This window comes from Novosphingobium sp. ZN18A2 (genome assembly GCF_036784765.1).
Lineage (GTDB): Bacteria > Pseudomonadota > Alphaproteobacteria > Sphingomonadales > Sphingomonadaceae > Novosphingobium.
The window spans coordinates 417925-432662 of the sequence record NZ_CP136651.1; the positions used below are offsets into that span (position 1 = coordinate 417925).

Here is a 14738-nt window from a genome sequence, read left to right on the forward strand (position 1 = left end):
TCCGCAAAGGGGCCGCGCGTGGCGCGGGGAAGGGAACATGGCTTCACGGGCAGCATCGTCTCGCACAGGCGCGGATTGGCGCGCGGTCTTGCGCCGCAGCGTCCGGCGCAGTGCGGAACTCGTCGGCGGAAGCGTGCTGTTCCTGGCGGCGGCATTCCTTGCGCTTGCGCTGGTCAGCTATACCCAGACCGACCCTTCGTGGAACACCGCCGCGGGTGGCCCGGTCCAGAACTGGATGGGCAGCGCCGGGGCGTGGACCGCGGACATGGCGCTGTTCCTGTTCGGCATACCCGGCGCGGCGCTGGTGCCGATGCTCTATATCCTGGGCAAGGAGCTGTGGGACGCGGCGGGCGATGTCGAAGGCGGCCTCGATGACGATGATGACGCGGATGGCACGGCCCAGGCATGGTGGCGTCCGGCGTTGCTCCTGCTGGTGGCGATGGTGCTGCTGGGCACCGTGCTGGCGCTGGCGCTTTCCGCGCCGCGCGGGCTTCCCGCCGGTCTTGGCGGCCTTGCCGGGCTGCTGGGCGCGGACGGCGTCAATGCACTGGCTGCCCTCTTGCCCGAAGCAGCGCGCGGCTGGGCGATCCTTGCCGCGACCATCGCGCTGTTCGTTGCGGGCGTGGTGATCGCGGGGCGCGTTTTCGCACTGGACTGGCGTAGTTGGTTGAGCGTTCCCGATGTCCTGAAACGCCGCCCGCGTCTGACGCGCGGCAACGATGGCGGATCGGCCGTGCTCGAACGCAAGCCGAAAGAGCCGCGCTCCGCCCCCCGCGCCGACCCGCGCGTTGTTCCCGATGCGCCCGAACCGGCCGCGCGGCGGCAGACGGAGATCGTCGATCCGCGCAAGCCGCAGGCGCCGTCCAAACTTACCGGCAAGGCCGCGCAGCGCGACCTGTTCGACACGTTCGAGCTGCCATCAATCGAAATCCTTGCCGAACCGCCCGCCGGATCGCAGCAGAAGATCGACAAGCTGGCGCTTGAGCGCAATGCGCGCCTGCTTGAAAACGTGCTCGACGATTTCAAGGTGCAGGGCGAAGTCACCGCTGTGCGCACCGGCCCGGTTGTGACGATGTACGAACTGGAACCCGCACCCGGCACCAAGGCCAGCCGCGTCATGGGCCTGGCCGACGACATCGCCCGCAACATGAGCGCGGTTTCCGCGCGCGTCTCTTCCATTCCCGGGCGGACCGTGATGGGCATCGAACTGCCCAATGCGGACCGCCAGATGGTGTCGTTCAGAGAGCTGGTTTCGTGCGATGCCTTCGTCGGCGCCAAGGGAATGCTGCCGATTATCCTGGGCAAGGATATCGCGGGCGAACCCGTGGTGGCCGATCTTGCCTCCATGCCCCACCTTCTGGTGGCCGGCACCACCGGTTCGGGCAAGTCGGTTGGGCTCAACTGCATCCTTCTGTCGCTGCTATATCGCCTGACGCCCAGGGAATGCCGCCTGATCCTGGTCGACCCCAAGGTGCTGGAGCTCAAGAGTTACGACGATATTCCGCACCTGCTTTCGCCCGTCGTCACCGAACCGGCCAAGGCCGTGCGTTCGCTGAAATGGGCGGTGGAAGAGATGGAGCGCCGCTATCGCATGATGAGCTCTATCGGCGTGCGCAACCTTACCGGCTTCAACGACAAGGTTCGCGCCGCAATCGCCAAGGGCAAGCCGCTGGGCCGCCGTGTGCAGACCGGCTTCGATCCCGATACGGGCGAGGAACTGTTCGAGGAAGAACAGCTCGATTACGAAGTGCTGCCTCAGATCGTGGTGATCGTGGACGAACTGGCCGACCTGATGGTGACGGTCGGCAAGGAAATCGAGGTGCTGATCCAGCGGCTTTCGCAAAAGAGCCGCGCGGCGGGCATCCACCTGATCATGGCGACGCAGCGTCCCTCGGTCGACGTTATCACCGGCGTCATCAAGGCGAACCTGCCCACGCGCATCAGTTTTGCCGTGACCGGCCAGATAGACAGCCGCACGATCCTTGGCGAACGCGGGGCCGAACAGCTGCTGGGCAAGGGCGACATGCTCTACAAGCCCAATTCCGACCCGATAAAGCGCGTCCACGGCCCGTTCGTATCGGACGAGGAAGTGGAGAAGGTGGCCGATCACTGGCGCGCGCAGGGATCGCCCGAGTATATCGACGCGGTGACCGAAGAGCCGGAAGACGGCGGCTTCGGCTTCGACGATATCGATGCCGCGTCCGACAGCCCGGAAGAGCGCAAGTACCGCCAGGTGTGCCAGTTGGTGTTCGAAAGCCAGAAGGCGAGCGCGAGCTGGATCCAGCGGCAGATGGGCGTGGGCTACAACACCGCCGCCAAGTGGATCGAGCGCATGGAGGCGGACGGGCTGGTCGGCCCCGCCAACCACGTGGGCCGCCGCGATATCTATCGCGACAGGGATGGAAACCCGCTTTAGCGACGGTGGAAACGTTCACCTGCAAACCCTCCCGCAAGCGGGAGGGGAGCGAGACTCGCGCCGCCGCGAAACGTTTGCCGCTCACCCCGATGAATCTAAGGGCAAGATACGCTCTGGCCTGAAGCCTTTCACGTGATAGCCTGCCGGGCAAACATGCGAGAGGAGAGGTCATGGAGAGGTTCAGCCGTTCGATAGAGGGCATGGTCGCACTGGTAACCGGGGCGGGCAGCGGGATGGGACGGGCAACCGCGATCCTGTTCGCGCAGGAAGGCGCACTGGTGGCGGCCGCCGATGTGAACGAGGAGGGTCTGGCCCGGACCGTTGCGGCAATAGAGGCGGCGGGCGGCACCGCGCGCGGCTTCGTGATCGACGTGGGCGATCCTGCGGCGATCGATCGCGGCATGGCCGATGTGCTCGGCTGGCACGACCGGCTCGATATCGTGGTCAACAATGCGGGCGTATCGGGGTTCCTGCCGCTGGAAGACGATGGCTATGACGCCAACTGGGAACGTATCCTGCGCATCGACCTTTCCGCGCACCAGCGCGTGATCCGCAAGGCGCTGCCGTTCCTGCGCAAGTCGTCCGCGCCGCGCGTGGTCAACATCGCATCGACAGAGGCGCTGGGCGCGACCGCATACGACAGCGCCTATTGCGCGGCGAAGGCCGGTGTAACCGGGCTTACCCGCGCCCTTGCGCTGGAATTCGGCAAGGAAGGGATCACCGTGAACTGCATTTGCCCCGGCCCGATCCGCACCGGGATGACCGATGCGGTACCAGAGGGAGACAAGGAGCTCTACGCAAGGCGCCGCACCGCGCTGAGACGTTATGGCGAGCCGGAAGAGGTTGCGCACGTCACGCTTTCGCTGTGCCTTCCCGCCGCGTCTTTCATCACCGGCACGGTGATTCCGGTCGACGGCGGTCTGATGGTTCGCAACGCCTAGCCTCGGCCCTCTATCGCCAGCACTTCGCGCCCGGAGCCGAGCCGCACGGTCACATCCGCGCGTGCGGGCATTTCGGCTAGGATGTGCCGGGTAATCCGTTCGTAATGGCGGATAAAACGTTCGACTTGCGCGGGGGGCATCACTCGCGCCCCGTCGGACCGCGTGCGCAGCTTCGCTTCCTGTTCTTCGCGCCATTCGGATACGACGCCGAAACCGGGTGCGGCGAGCAGGATCAGCAGGTCTATCCGGTCGAACAATGCGCGATAGGGGCCGCCCAGCGCGGCGTTTGCGTGCCCACGCCAGATGCCATGCGGGTCTTCCGTCGCTTCCAGCGTGTTGACCGGATCGGCCAGCGCATCGGCCTCTTGCGGCCTTGCGCCCACGCACCATCCCTCGAACAGAAGGACACGGCATCCGGCGGGCGCCGCGGGCCATTCGCTCTCCGGCAGGCGATCGTCTTTCGCCTTGTCGAAGCGCGGCAGGCGCGCCGCTTCGCCGTGTTCCAGCGCGGCGATGACCGAAAGCCCGAGCGCAACGTCATGCGTGCCCGGCACGCCGCGTGTGGCGAAAAGCGGATGGACCGTTTGCGCCAGCCGCATACGCTCCGCGCGGGTAAGATAAAGGTCGTCCAGCGAGAGAATGGCGGTGGGCAAGGCCATGCCGGCCAGCCGATCCGCCAGCGCGGCGGCGAGCGTCGATTTGCCGGAGCCTTGCGCGCCGGTGATGCCGACGACCAGCAGCCTGTTGCCATGCACGGCCTGTTCCCGCGCGACCGTTGCCGTCAGCCGCCGGACCAGCGCGGGATCGGGACCGCCTGTCAGGACGTGGTTTCCGGCGGCCATGCCTTGCGCTTCATATGAAAGCTGTCGCCATTGCGGACATAGCTTCCGGTGCCGTGCGTGCGGCCGATCAGCCGCATCGCCGGGTTGTCTATGCGCAGCTTGCCGCCCTCTCTGCCCAGGAACGCGTCCTTGATGTGCATGGCGACGACTTCGCCCAGCACGATCAGGTTGCCGGGCGCGGGTTCGATCAATTGCCAGGTGCGGCACTCCATCGAAACCGGCGCAGATGCGATCAGCGGCGGCGCTACCTTTCCGGACGGGCAAGTGGCGATCTCCGCCAGGTCCAGTTCGCTGGTTCCGGCGGGGGCGTTTATCGCGGTAAGGTTCATCGCTTCGGCATCCGCTTCGCCCACCAGCGCGATGGTGAATTCCCCGGTCGCCCTGATGATCCGCGCGGTATCCTTGTCGCCGCCGGACGGGTTGGGCATCAGCCCCAGCGCGACCAGCGGCGGCGCATTCGACAGCACGTTGAAAAAGCTGTGCGGTGCGCAGTTGGCGGTGCCGTTTTCATCCAGCGTGACCGTCCACGCGATCGGGCGCGGCGTGACAGTGTTGACCAGCAACTTGTAACGCTCTGCCGGTGAAAGCGATTCCATGTCGAACAGCATGTGCCGGAGCTAGGCGGCCTGCGTTTTGGCTGCAAGGGGCGTCCGCTACGCCATCGATACGGGATAGCCGCGCCTGTGCTTGATCCGCCGGATGGAAAAGGCCGATCGCATCGTGGAAACGCCCGGCAAGCGCGCCAGGCAATCGCGATGGATACGGTCATACTGGTCAAGGTCTGCTGCGGCGACGCGCAGGAGATAGTCGGCGCTGCCCGACATCAGGTGGCAGTCCAGAATGTCGTCGAAATCCTGTACCGCGCTTTCGAACCGGTCCATTGCCTCGCGGCTCTGGTGCGTCAGCGTGATTTCCACGAACGCCAGCAGTTTCAGGCCCAGTTTTCCCGGATCGACCTGCGCGGCGTAACCGGCGATCAGCCCGGCTTCCTCAAGCGCCTTGATCCGCCGGTGGCATGCCGAAGACGACATGCCCGCCAATTGGGCCAGTTCGGCAATCGAGCGCGAGGAATCGCTTTGCAGCGCCTTTACGAGAGCGACATCGGCACGATCCATGAGATAATTTCCCGAATTTGAATGCAAAACCGGGAAATATCATCAACCGAGGTTGCGCGAAAGCTGATTTCAGGTGAAACTTCCCGGGCGAAACGGCGTATTCTCAGGGTCGGCAACAACTCCGGAGAGGCTCCATGCGCGTCGGCACCGTCAAGGAAATCAAGAACCACGAATATCGCGTCGGCCTGACGCCGGAAAGCGTGCGCGAACTGGTCGCGCACGGGCACGAGGTATGGGTAGAGACAGGCGCCGGTCTGGGCATCGGCGCAACCGACAGCGAATATGTCGTTGCCGGCGGGACAATCCAGCCGGATGCGAAAACCGTGTTCGACGCCTGCGAGATGATCGTGAAGGTGAAAGAGCCGCAGCCGCAGGAACGCGCGATGCTGCGCGAGGGCCAGATCCTTTATACATACCTCCACCTTGCCCCCGACCCCGAACAGACGGCGGACCTTGTGAAGTCGGGCGTCACCGCGATCGCCTATGAAACGGTCACCGGTCCGCATGGCTCGCTGCCCTTGCTCAAGCCGATGAGCCAGGTGGCCGGCCGGATGAGCATACAGGCTGGCGCCACCGCGCTGGAAAAGGCGCACGGCGGGCGCGGCGTCCTGCTGGGCGGTGTGCCGGGCGTCATGCCGGGCAAGGTCGCGGTGATCGGCGGCGGCGTGGTGGGCTTCAACGCCGCGCAGATGGCCGTGGGTCTGGGCGCGGACGTGACGATCCTGGATCGCGATCCGGAAGTGCTGGAACGGCTTGGCAACCACTTCGAAAGCCGCGCGAAGACGCGTTTTTCGAACGAAGCGAACCTGCACGATTCGGTGTGTGAGGCCGATCTGGTGATCGGTGCGGTGCTGATTCCGGGCGCGGCCGCGCCCAAGCTGGTGACGCGCGCCATGCTGGGCGACATGAAGAAAGGCGCGGTGCTGGTCGACGTCGCGATCGACCAGGGCGGCTGTTTCGAAACCAGTCACCCCACTACGCACGCGGACCCGACGTTCATTGTCGACGGCATCGTCCACTATTGCGTTGCCAACATGCCCGGCGCGGTGGCGCGCACCAGCACATATGCGCTGAATAACGTGACGCTTCCGCATGCGCTGCGAATAGCGGAGAAGGGATGGAAAGCCGCGCTTTCGGAAAATCCGCACCTGGCAGCGGGGCTTAATGTCCACGCGGGCAAGGTTACCTATGCCGCGGTCGCCAGCGAACTTGGTTATGCATACACGCCGGTTGCGGAAATCGTCGATTGATCCGGATGGGACTTAACCTGATTTAAGGAGGATCGGGCCAATATCCGGTTCATGCGGCCGGGTAGGATTCTGTTTTTGCTGGCGGCGCTTGTGGCGCTGCTTTTGGATGTTGGCCCGGCATCGGCCGAAACCGGCGGATTTGCGCCCGGTTCGACCTGCCATGCGGCGGCGGGGCCACGCGAATCCTTTGCCACCGTGGCCGCCGATCCCGCGCGCTGGACCTGCCGGAACGGCAATTGGGATATCACGCGCGATCGCGTGCTTATCCGCTTCGATCTTCGCGGGGTGGAAGGCCCGGCCCCCGTTCTGCTGACCACGCGGCTCAACCTTGCGCGCGAAGTGCGGCTGACGGCGTTTGGAGCCGACGGTCGCTCCGCCACCAGAACGGTGCGGGGAACGGACCTCGACCCGGGCAGCGGCGGCTGGCTGGCGGCAACGCGCCTGCCCGCGCTGGGCGAACGGCCCGCATACGTCGTGGCGGACTTCGTAGAGCCGATGCATGCGGGTCTGGTCGCCGATGCAAGGCTTACCGGCCCGGACGGCAACAAGGGCGCGGGCGCGGGGTTCAACCTCCTGATCGCCGCGCTGTGCGGGATGCTGTGCATTCCGCTGCTGTTCAACATCGCCTTCTATCGCATCCTGCGCGAACGGTTCCTGCTGTGGCACGCGGTGGTTGTGGTGATGATGCTGGTCCAGACGCTGGCCACATCGGGGCTGTTCAACATCTTCCTGGACCTGCCGCTGCTCGCCTTGCGCTATGCTTCGGCGTTCAGCTTCGGGATCGGAATCGCCGCCGCTGCCGCCTTTTCGGCGGACCTGATCGAAGCCGGGAAGCTGCGGGTTGTGGAACGGCGGCTGTTGCGCCTCAGCGGTGTGTGGATCGCGGTGTGGACGGGCGTTTACCTTTTTGCCAGCGGCCCGCTTCGCCCGTGGGGGTGGATGGCATATTACGCATCGTTCGTGCCGGTGCTGGTATTGTTCGCCTGGACGATGACAGCCGCGCGGATGAAGCGCAGCCGCGCGGTGAACTTCCAGATCGTGGCCTGGGCGCCGTTCATGCTGGTCGGGCTTGGGCGCATCGCGTCGGCACTGGGCCTGACGGCGCATCCGCTGGAATTGCAGGTCGAACAGCATATCGCCATCGCCTGGGAAGTAATCATCGCGGCCCTGGGCGTTGCGGACCGTTTCATGATTATCCGCCGCCAGCGTGACCGCGCGGTTTCCCAGGCGCGAATGCTGGGCCTGCGGGCAGAGCGCGATGCGCTTACCGGGCTGCTGAACCGGCGAGGGCTGGAAGAAAAGCTGCCCGAACTTCGGCGAAAGGGCTTTCGGGCGATGGCGCTGGTCGATCTGGATCACTTCAAGCTCGTCAACGACCGGCACGGCCACGCGGTTGGAGACAAGGTGCTTGCCGCCGTGGCCGATGCCCTTTCGCCCGACAAGGATACGGTCGCCGTGCGCCTTGGCGGCGAGGAGTTCGTACTGCTGTTCGCGGGCGACGATATCGAAGTTCGGGCGGAACGGCGCCGGCAGGCGATTCCCGGCCGGGTCGCATCGGCGGTGCCGGGCCTCGATGCGATCGTCACCGCCAGCATGGGCCTTGTCATCCGCGAGGTCGCGGACAAATCCGGCGCGAACGGCTTCGGTTACGATTATTCATCGCTTTTCGACCATTGCGACCGCCTGCTTTACGAGGCGAAGCGCTGCGGCCGGAACCGCACGATGAGCGAGCGGGTGCACGAATTCGGGCGAAAGAACACGGGTATCCACAGGCGCGGTCACGCCGCCTGATCCAGGTGGCCGCCTATCGGGATGCTGGGATTCGGTTCAGGCCTGTCCTGCCGGTTCCGCGTCGTTCGCCGGCCGTTCTTCGCGCGTCACCAGCAGCTTGTCGATCTTGCGGCCGTCCATGTCGATCACTTCGAAGCGCCAGCCCTGTTCCGCGAAATGCTCGCCCTCGTGCGGCAGGCGCTTGAGCACGGAAAGTGCGAAGCCCGCCGCCGTCGCGAAGTCGCGGTCCTCGGGAAGCGTGATGTCCAGCTTGTCGGCCAGCGCGTCGGCCGGCATCGCGCCGGCGACCAGCAGCGATCCGTCGTCGCGCTCAACCACCAGCGGCTCGTCGCCTTCGTCCTGGTGGCTGACGAAATCGCCGGCGATGGCCGAAAGCAGGTCCGCCGGGGTCACGATCCCTTCCAGGTGCCCATATTCGTCATGCACCAGCGCCATCGCCACGTCGGCCTGTTGAAGCACGCGCAGCGCGTCCATCGCGTCGATCTGGTCGGGCACGATCGTAGGCTTCTTCATCAGGCGGCCCAGCTGGACCTTGCGGCCGCGCAGCAGCACCGCCTGTATGTCGCGCACCTTTACCACGCCCACGATCTTGTCGACGGACCCGTCCGCCACCGGCATCAGCGAATGCGGACATTCGACGATGGCGTTGCGGATGTCCTGTTCGGCGGCGCGGCGCTCTATCCAGTAAAGCTCGGTCCGCGGCGTCATGACTTCGCGTGCCGGCCGTTCGGCAAGCCGCATGATCCCGGTCATGATCGCGCGGTCGTCTTCCTCGATCACGCCGGAACGGGTCGCTTCGGCGAAGATCATGTGCAGTTCTTCCGCCGTGACGGCCGCCTCTCCCTGTTGTCGCACGCCGGCAAGGCGCAGGATCAGCGAAGAGGACCGGTCGAGAATCCAGACGAACGGCGCGGTGATCCGCGCCAGCGTGGCCATCGGGCGCGCCGCCAGAATCGCGATAGGTTCCGCCGCCCGCAAGGCGAGCTGCTTGGGCACGAGTTCGCCGATCACCAGGCTGACGTAAGTGGTGATGGCGATGACAACCGCGAAACCGGCCTGATCCGCCCATTCGGCAGGCAGGCCCAGCGCGGCGAGACGTTCACCCACCGGCCCGCCAAGGCTCGCCCCGGAATAGGCCCCCGCGATTATGCCGACGAGCGTGATGCCCGATTGCACCGTGGACAGGAACTTGCCCGGTTCGGCCGCCAGCGCGATTGCGGTTTCGGCCGCGCGGCTTCCATTGTCCGCCGCCACTTTCAGGCGCGATGTGCGCGCAGAGACGATCGCGAGCTCCGACATGGCGAACAGGCCGTTGAGCAGCACGAGGCCGAGAATGATGAACAGATCGGGCCAGGGAAAGGGCGACACGCCCGAGGCGCTAGCAGATTAGCGCGAAGAGGCGAAGTCCCCCTGAATAACCGCGCGCATCGGGCTTGTCCTGCCGCAATGAAAGTGACGCCATTACACGGCAACCTGCCATGATCGGGGAACCTGATCGCTATGGTGCCAGTTTATGTTCCCGAGGCGGCCTGTTTTTCCTATCATGGAGGGTGGGCCGGACCAGAATACCAAGCCGGAAAACCACAGGATGCGAAAGGATCGTTCCAGCATGCAACTTCGTCGCGCACTTATCTCGGGCGTTGCCGCCATTTCGCTTGTCAGCCTTTCGGGCTGCGTAACCGACCCCAATACCGGCCAGCAGAAGGTCTCGCGCACCGCGCTGGGCGCCGGCGGCGGCGCGTTGGCGGGTATGTTGCTGGGCGGCCTGATCGGCGGGGGCACCGGCCGCATCATCGGCGCGGGCATCGGCGGCATCGCCGGCGGCGCCGTCGGCTACACGATGGACAAGCAGATCAAGCAGCTCAAGGAAAGCACCGCGGGCTCCGGGGTAGACGTCAGTTCCGCCGATGGCGGCAAGTCGATCCTCGTCAACCTGCCGGACGGCGTTACCTTCCCGGTTGACAGCTTCGCGATCCAGCCCGGCTTCCGCCCGACGCTGGACAAGGTTGCGCAATCGCTCAACGACTATCCCAACAGCCTGATCGACGTTTACGGCCATACGGATTCGACCGGCTCGGCGGATTATAACCAGACGCTGTCGGAACGCCGCGCCAAGGCGGTCGCCGATTACCTGTCTTCGCGCGGGGTCTCTTCGGCCCGCATTCGCTGGCAGGGCTTTGGCGAGAGCCAGCCGGTTGCGTCGAACGATACGCCCGAGGGCCGTGCCAGGAACCGCCGCGTGGAAATCAAGATCGTGCCGGTTACGCAGGAAGACGTCGCCGCCGCGCGGGCGAACGGCAACTGACGCCGCGCCATCCGTAAAATTGTAATGAACCATAGCAAGCCGGGTTGACCTTCGGGTCGCCCGGCTGGCAACGGCAAGGGAACGCAGCGCGCCCCAAGCGAGGAGTTTCCGATGTCCTTTTCCCGCCGCACACTGGCTGGCCGTGAAGTCAATCCGATCGGCCTTGGATGCATGTCGCTCAGCTGGGCCTATGGCACGCCGCCGTCCGAAGCGGATGGCACCAGGGTTCTCGAACGCGCGCTGGAACTGGGATATGACAATTTCGACACGGCGCGGATCTATGGCCTTGGCCACAACGAGACGCTGATCGGCAAGGCCCTGTCGCGCCATCGCGACAAGTTCCTGCTATCGTCGAAGACCGGGATCATCGTCGAAGGCAGCAAGCGCCGCATCGATTGCACGCCTGAAACGATACGCAACGCAGTCGAAAGGTCGCTCGAACTTCTGCAGACCGATCACATCGATCTCTATTACCTTCACCGGCGCGATTTCAACGTGCCGATAGAGGATTCGGTGGGCGCGCTGGCCGACCTTATCAGGGAAGGGAAGATCGGCGCGATCGGCCTGTCCGAAATGTCGGCCGACACGCTGCGCAAGGCGGCGGCCGTCCACCCGATTGCCGCGATGCAGACCGAATATTCGCTGATGACCCGCAATCCGGAAATCGCGGTGCTGGAAGCCTGCCGCGAACTGGGCACGACATTTGTCGCCTTTTCGCCGGTAGGGCGGGGGTTGCTGGCCAACCCGGCGCTCGATCCCGAAAACCTGCCCGAACGCGATCTTCGCCACAGCATGCCACGGTTCCAGGAAGACAACTTCCCGGCCAATGCCGCGCTGGCAAAGGAATTCGGCGCCATCGCCGCGCGCGAGGGCGTTACCCCGGCGCAGCTCTCGCTCGCCTGGGTTCTTTCGCGCGGGCCGCACGTGGTGGCGATTCCGGGCACGAGCAGCCTTGCGCACCTGGAAGAAAACATCGCGCAGTGGGACTGGGAGCCTTCGGACGATCTGGTGGCCGAACTCGATGCCCTGATAAATCGCGAGACCGTTGCGGGCCCGCGCTACAATGCGATTACCCAGCGCGCGATCGATACAGAGGAATTCGCCTGACAATGCCCGGCCCGCCGCGAATGCACGCGCAGCGGGCCATGCACGTCAGCCATAGGCGATTTGCATTGCCCTGCCAGAGAGCCGCTCGACAGCGGCCGCATGGATTTTCGGCGCGGTGACCAGAACGCCGAATGCGCGCGGATCGTGCTTGTTATAGGCCAGCGCATTGCCGAACGCGTCGGAAACCGCTGCGCCGGCCTCGCGGGCGATCAGTGCGGCGGCGGCAACGTCCCATTCGAATCCCCAGCGCAAGGTGGCCAGCAAGTCGGCCTGGTCGGCGGCGACCATTGCCATGCGCAGCGCGATCGAATTGGGCTTTTCCACCAGAACAAGGTCCGAATCGACCGTAGCCAGGCTGTCCGCCGGAACGCGCGCGCCGACCAGTTCGGTGCGGCTGCTGGCATGGAGCGGTTTTCCGTTAAGCGTCGCCCCGCGTCCGGCCATCGCGCTCCACAAGTGGCGGCGCGCCGGCGCGTCGAGGATGCCGATCAGCGGCCTCCCGTTGCTGACCAGCGCCACCGATATGGCCCAGCCATCGCGTCCGCGCACGAAATCGCGGGTGCCGTCTATCGGGTCGACCAGCCAGCAAAGCCCCTTGGATACGCGTTCGGGATGATCCACCGTTTCTTCCGAAAGCCAGCCCGCCGAAGGAAGCAAAGCCCCCAGTTCGCGCTTCAGGAAGGCGTCGCAGGCAAGATCGGCTTCGCTTACCGGGTTGTCTGGCGATTTGTCCCACACGTCCAGCTTGTGGCCATGGCCCGGCCATCGCGCGAGTGCGATGCGACCGGCGGCGCGGACGATTTCTTCGAGGCGATCGTAATCTATCATGGGGGCTCTTGCCCTTGTTACCTTTGCGGCGTGCAGTCAATCGTGCGCCGAAGCCGGTGCAATGCGCGATCATGCCAGCCGCGCCATGCCGCAATCGCTCTGGATAATGTGCATTTGCTTCGCAATAGCGAAAATCCCCGAAAGACGCCCTTCCAAAAGGGCATTTGCTGTGCTTTAGGCACCGGCGACTCCTGAATGCGGGGCCGCGAACCGGCCTCCCCGATCCTCAAGCAACGGGATGAACTTCCATGAACGTGCATGAATACCAGGCCAAGGAACTGCTGGCGAAGTTTGGCGTGAACATTCCCGCCGGCTATCCCGCGCTCACCGTCGAGGAAGCGGTTGAGGGCGCCAAGAAGCTCCCCGGGCCGCTTTACGTGGTCAAGGCGCAGATCCACGCCGGCGGCCGCGGCAAGGGCAAGTTCAAGGAACTGGGTGCCGATGCCAAGGGCGGCGTGCGCCTTGCCAAGTCGTTTGACGACGTGAAGGCCGATTCGGCCGAAATGCTCGGCAACACGCTGGTCACCGTCCAGACGGGTGAAGCGGGCAAGCAAGTGAACCGCCTCTACATCACCGACGGTGTCGACATCGCCGAGGAATATTACCTCGCGCTGCTGGTCGATCGCGCTTCGGGCCGGGTTGCCATGGTCGTTTCCACTGAAGGCGGCATGGACATCGAGGAAGTCGCCCACTCCACACCCGAGAAGATCACCACGATCACCATCGACCCGGCGCAGGGCTTCATGCCGCACCACGGCCGCGCGGTGGCGTTCGCGCTGAAGCTTGAGGGTGACCTCAACAAGCAGGCGCAGAAACTGGCGAAGCAGCTTTACGAAGCGTTCATGGCGCTCGACTGCGCGATGCTGGAAATCAACCCGCTGGTGGAAACCAAGGATAGCAAGCTGCTGGTGCTCGACACCAAGATGAGCTTCGATTCGAACGCGCTCTATCGCCACCCCGACGTTTTCGCGCTGCGCGACGAGACCGAGGAAGACCCCGCCGAGATCGAAGCCAGCAAGTATGACCTTGCCTACATCAAGCTCGACGGCAACATCGGCTGCATGGTGAACGGTGCGGGCCTTGCCATGGCGACGATGGACATCATCAAGCTCAATGGCGCCTTCCCGGCCAACTTCCTCGACGTGGGCGGCGGCGCCACCAAGGAAAAGGTGACCGAAGCCTTCAAGATCATCCTGTCCGATCCGGCGGTCGAGGGTATCCTCGTCAACATCTTCGGCGGCATCATGAAGTGCGACATCATCGCCGACGGTATCGTGGCGGCGGCCAAGGAAGTGAATCTTTCGGTTCCGCTGGTCGTGCGCCTTGAAGGCACCAACGTGGACAAGGGCAAGGAAATCCTCGCCACGTCCGGCCTGCCGATCGTTCCCGCGAACGACCTGGGCGATGCGGCCAAGAAGATCGTTGCCGAAGTCAAGAAGGTCGCCTGATCGGGCGCTTGCAATCTTCGCGATTGAAGAAAGGGGCTTCGGGAAACCGGGGCCCTTTTCCGTTTCGGTGAAACGCGAGTGGCCTGTGCCTAACCGGAAGGATGTGCGCCCAGGAAGGCCGTGGCCGCGCGCAGGGCTTCCTCCGCGATGGCCGGGGTAACGCGCCCGTCGCGGAAATAGCCATAGCGCAGGCAAGCAAAGATGATCTCTATCGTCAGCGCCACCGTCTCATCCGAGGTTCCCGCCGGCAGGCGCGGCAGTAGCGTGTCGATCAGCAGCCGCGATTTGCGGTGATGCGTATCGCGGTCGATGGCGCCGAACGGGCCGTTGAACTGAAGGATGCTGGCGACCGGATCGGCGTTGAAGAAGCGCACCGTCTCGTCAACGGCCCTCCTGAACAACGCATGCGGTGCCGGATCGGTTGCCGATTCGACCGCGCGGCGAATCGCCTCCCCCAACTGGTCCATGCTGGCGGCGGCCATCGCGGCGAGCAGCGCGGGCCGGTCCGGGAAATAGCGATAAATTGCCGCGCGCGGCACATCCGATGCCTTGGCCACTTCGGGGATGGAGCAAAGTTCCGGCCCGCCTTCGCGCAGAAGGTCTTCCGCGGCTTTCAGCGCACGGCGGATGCGCGTGCGCGAGCGCTCCTGCTGCGGACTGTCCTCCATTTGCGCGACGACTATATCCGACAAATG

Annotated in this window: 13 protein-coding genes; 7 read left to right on the forward strand and 6 right to left on the reverse strand. The window is 64.8% G+C overall.

Features of this window, described 5'->3' with window-relative positions:
* Nucleotides 1–37 precede the first annotated feature (37 nt).
* Both RXV95_RS02110 and RXV95_RS02115 read left to right on the forward strand, forming a co-directional pair.
* Nucleotides 38–2416, forward strand: coding sequence for a DNA translocase FtsK 4TM domain-containing protein (locus RXV95_RS02110; protein WP_338467377.1), 2379 nt, complete (start codon nt 38–40; stop codon nt 2414–2416).
* A 170-nt stretch (nt 2417–2586) separates the two neighbouring features.
* Nucleotides 2587–3357, forward strand: a complete 771-nt coding sequence (locus tag RXV95_RS02115) for an SDR family NAD(P)-dependent oxidoreductase (RefSeq protein WP_338467378.1) — start codon at nt 2587–2589, stop codon at nt 3355–3357.
* On the opposite strand, the gene RXV95_RS02120 is transcribed toward RXV95_RS02115, so the two are convergent.
* The 3 genes from RXV95_RS02120 to RXV95_RS02130 are packed head-to-tail and all read right to left on the reverse strand — an operon-like array spanning nt 3354 to nt 5314.
* Nucleotides 3354–4199 carry a kinase gene (locus tag RXV95_RS02120; RefSeq protein ID WP_338467379.1) on the reverse strand — a complete coding sequence of 282 codons (846 nt, stop codon included), beginning with the start codon at nt 4197–4199 and terminating at the stop codon, nt 3354–3356. The genes RXV95_RS02115 and RXV95_RS02120 overlap by 4 nt on opposite strands.
* Nucleotides 4175–4807, reverse strand: a complete 633-nt coding sequence (locus RXV95_RS02125; RefSeq protein ID WP_338467380.1) for a flavin reductase family protein — start codon at nt 4805–4807, stop codon at nt 4175–4177. Before RXV95_RS02125 ends, RXV95_RS02120 begins: the two co-directional genes overlap by 25 nt.
* 45 nt (nt 4808–4852) lie before the next feature.
* Nucleotides 4853–5314, reverse strand: coding sequence for an Lrp/AsnC family transcriptional regulator (locus tag RXV95_RS02130; RefSeq protein ID WP_338467381.1), 462 nt, complete (start codon nt 5312–5314; stop codon nt 4853–4855).
* 134 nt (nt 5315–5448) lie between these two features.
* Here RXV95_RS02130 and ald point away from each other — a divergent pair, with 134 nt between their 5' ends.
* Both ald and RXV95_RS02140 read left to right on the forward strand, forming a co-directional pair.
* Nucleotides 5449–6564, forward strand: a complete 1116-nt coding sequence (gene ald, locus RXV95_RS02135; RefSeq protein WP_338467382.1) for an alanine dehydrogenase — start codon at nt 5449–5451, stop codon at nt 6562–6564.
* Between the two features lie 75 nt (nt 6565–6639).
* Entirely contained in the window at nt 6640–8355 is a 1716-nt protein-coding gene (locus RXV95_RS02140; RefSeq protein WP_338467383.1) for a diguanylate cyclase, read from the forward strand.
* A gap of 36 nt (nt 8356–8391) precedes the next feature.
* Here the strand turns inward: RXV95_RS02140 and RXV95_RS02145 are convergent, their stop codons facing one another.
* Nucleotides 8392–9723, reverse strand: a complete 1332-nt coding sequence (locus RXV95_RS02145) for a hemolysin family protein (RefSeq protein ID WP_338467384.1) — start codon at nt 9721–9723, stop codon at nt 8392–8394.
* A gap of 241 nt (nt 9724–9964) precedes the next feature.
* Here RXV95_RS02145 and RXV95_RS02150 point away from each other — a divergent pair, with 241 nt between their 5' ends.
* On the forward strand, nt 9965–10660 hold the full coding sequence (locus RXV95_RS02150) for an OmpA family protein (protein ID WP_338467385.1): 696 nt from the start codon (nt 9965–9967) through the stop codon (nt 10658–10660).
* Between the two features lie 111 nt (nt 10661–10771).
* Nucleotides 10772–11767, forward strand: a complete 996-nt coding sequence (locus RXV95_RS02155) for an aldo/keto reductase (protein ID WP_338467386.1) — start codon at nt 10772–10774, stop codon at nt 11765–11767.
* A 45-nt stretch (nt 11768–11812) separates the two neighbouring features.
* Here the strand turns inward: RXV95_RS02155 and RXV95_RS02160 are convergent, their stop codons facing one another.
* Nucleotides 11813–12595, reverse strand: coding sequence for a 3'(2'),5'-bisphosphate nucleotidase CysQ (locus RXV95_RS02160; RefSeq protein WP_338467387.1), 783 nt, complete (start codon nt 12593–12595; stop codon nt 11813–11815).
* 248 nt (nt 12596–12843) lie between these two features.
* On the opposite strand from RXV95_RS02160, the gene sucC reads away from it, so the two are divergent.
* Nucleotides 12844–14043, forward strand: a complete 1200-nt coding sequence (gene sucC, locus RXV95_RS02165) for an ADP-forming succinate--CoA ligase subunit beta (RefSeq protein ID WP_338467388.1) — start codon at nt 12844–12846, stop codon at nt 14041–14043.
* Between the two features lie 89 nt (nt 14044–14132).
* Here sucC and RXV95_RS02170 read toward each other — a convergent pair whose 3' ends face one another.
* On the reverse strand, nt 14133–14735 hold the full coding sequence (locus tag RXV95_RS02170) for a TetR/AcrR family transcriptional regulator (RefSeq protein ID WP_338467389.1): 603 nt from the start codon (nt 14733–14735) through the stop codon (nt 14133–14135).
* Nucleotides 14736–14738: the final 3 nt, after the last annotated feature.

Excerpts from the sequence above, each read along its gene's own strand:
- sucC (WP_338467388.1), top strand. The coding sequence starts at position 12,844 with ATGAACGTGCATGAATACCAGGCCAAGGAACTGCTGGCGAAGTTTGGC.
- RXV95_RS02160 (WP_338467387.1), bottom strand. The coding sequence starts at position 12,595 with ATGATAGATTACGATCGCCTCGAAGAAATCGTCCGCGCCGCCGGTCGC.
- RXV95_RS02150 (WP_338467385.1), top strand. The coding sequence starts at position 9,965 with ATGCAACTTCGTCGCGCACTTATCTCGGGCGTTGCCGCCATTTCGCTT.
- RXV95_RS02155 (WP_338467386.1), top strand. The coding sequence starts at position 10,772 with ATGTCCTTTTCCCGCCGCACACTGGCTGGCCGTGAAGTCAATCCGATC.
- RXV95_RS02115 (WP_338467378.1), top strand. The coding sequence starts at position 2,587 with ATGGAGAGGTTCAGCCGTTCGATAGAGGGCATGGTCGCACTGGTAACC.
- RXV95_RS02125 (WP_338467380.1), bottom strand. The coding sequence starts at position 4,807 with ATGCTGTTCGACATGGAATCGCTTTCACCGGCAGAGCGTTACAAGTTG.
- RXV95_RS02110 (WP_338467377.1), top strand. The coding sequence starts at position 38 with ATGGCTTCACGGGCAGCATCGTCTCGCACAGGCGCGGATTGGCGCGCG.
- RXV95_RS02130 (WP_338467381.1), bottom strand. The coding sequence starts at position 5,314 with ATGGATCGTGCCGATGTCGCTCTCGTAAAGGCGCTGCAAAGCGATTCC.
- ald (WP_338467382.1), top strand. The coding sequence starts at position 5,449 with ATGCGCGTCGGCACCGTCAAGGAAATCAAGAACCACGAATATCGCGTC.
- RXV95_RS02120 (WP_338467379.1), bottom strand. The coding sequence starts at position 4,199 with ATGGCCGCCGGAAACCACGTCCTGACAGGCGGTCCCGATCCCGCGCTG.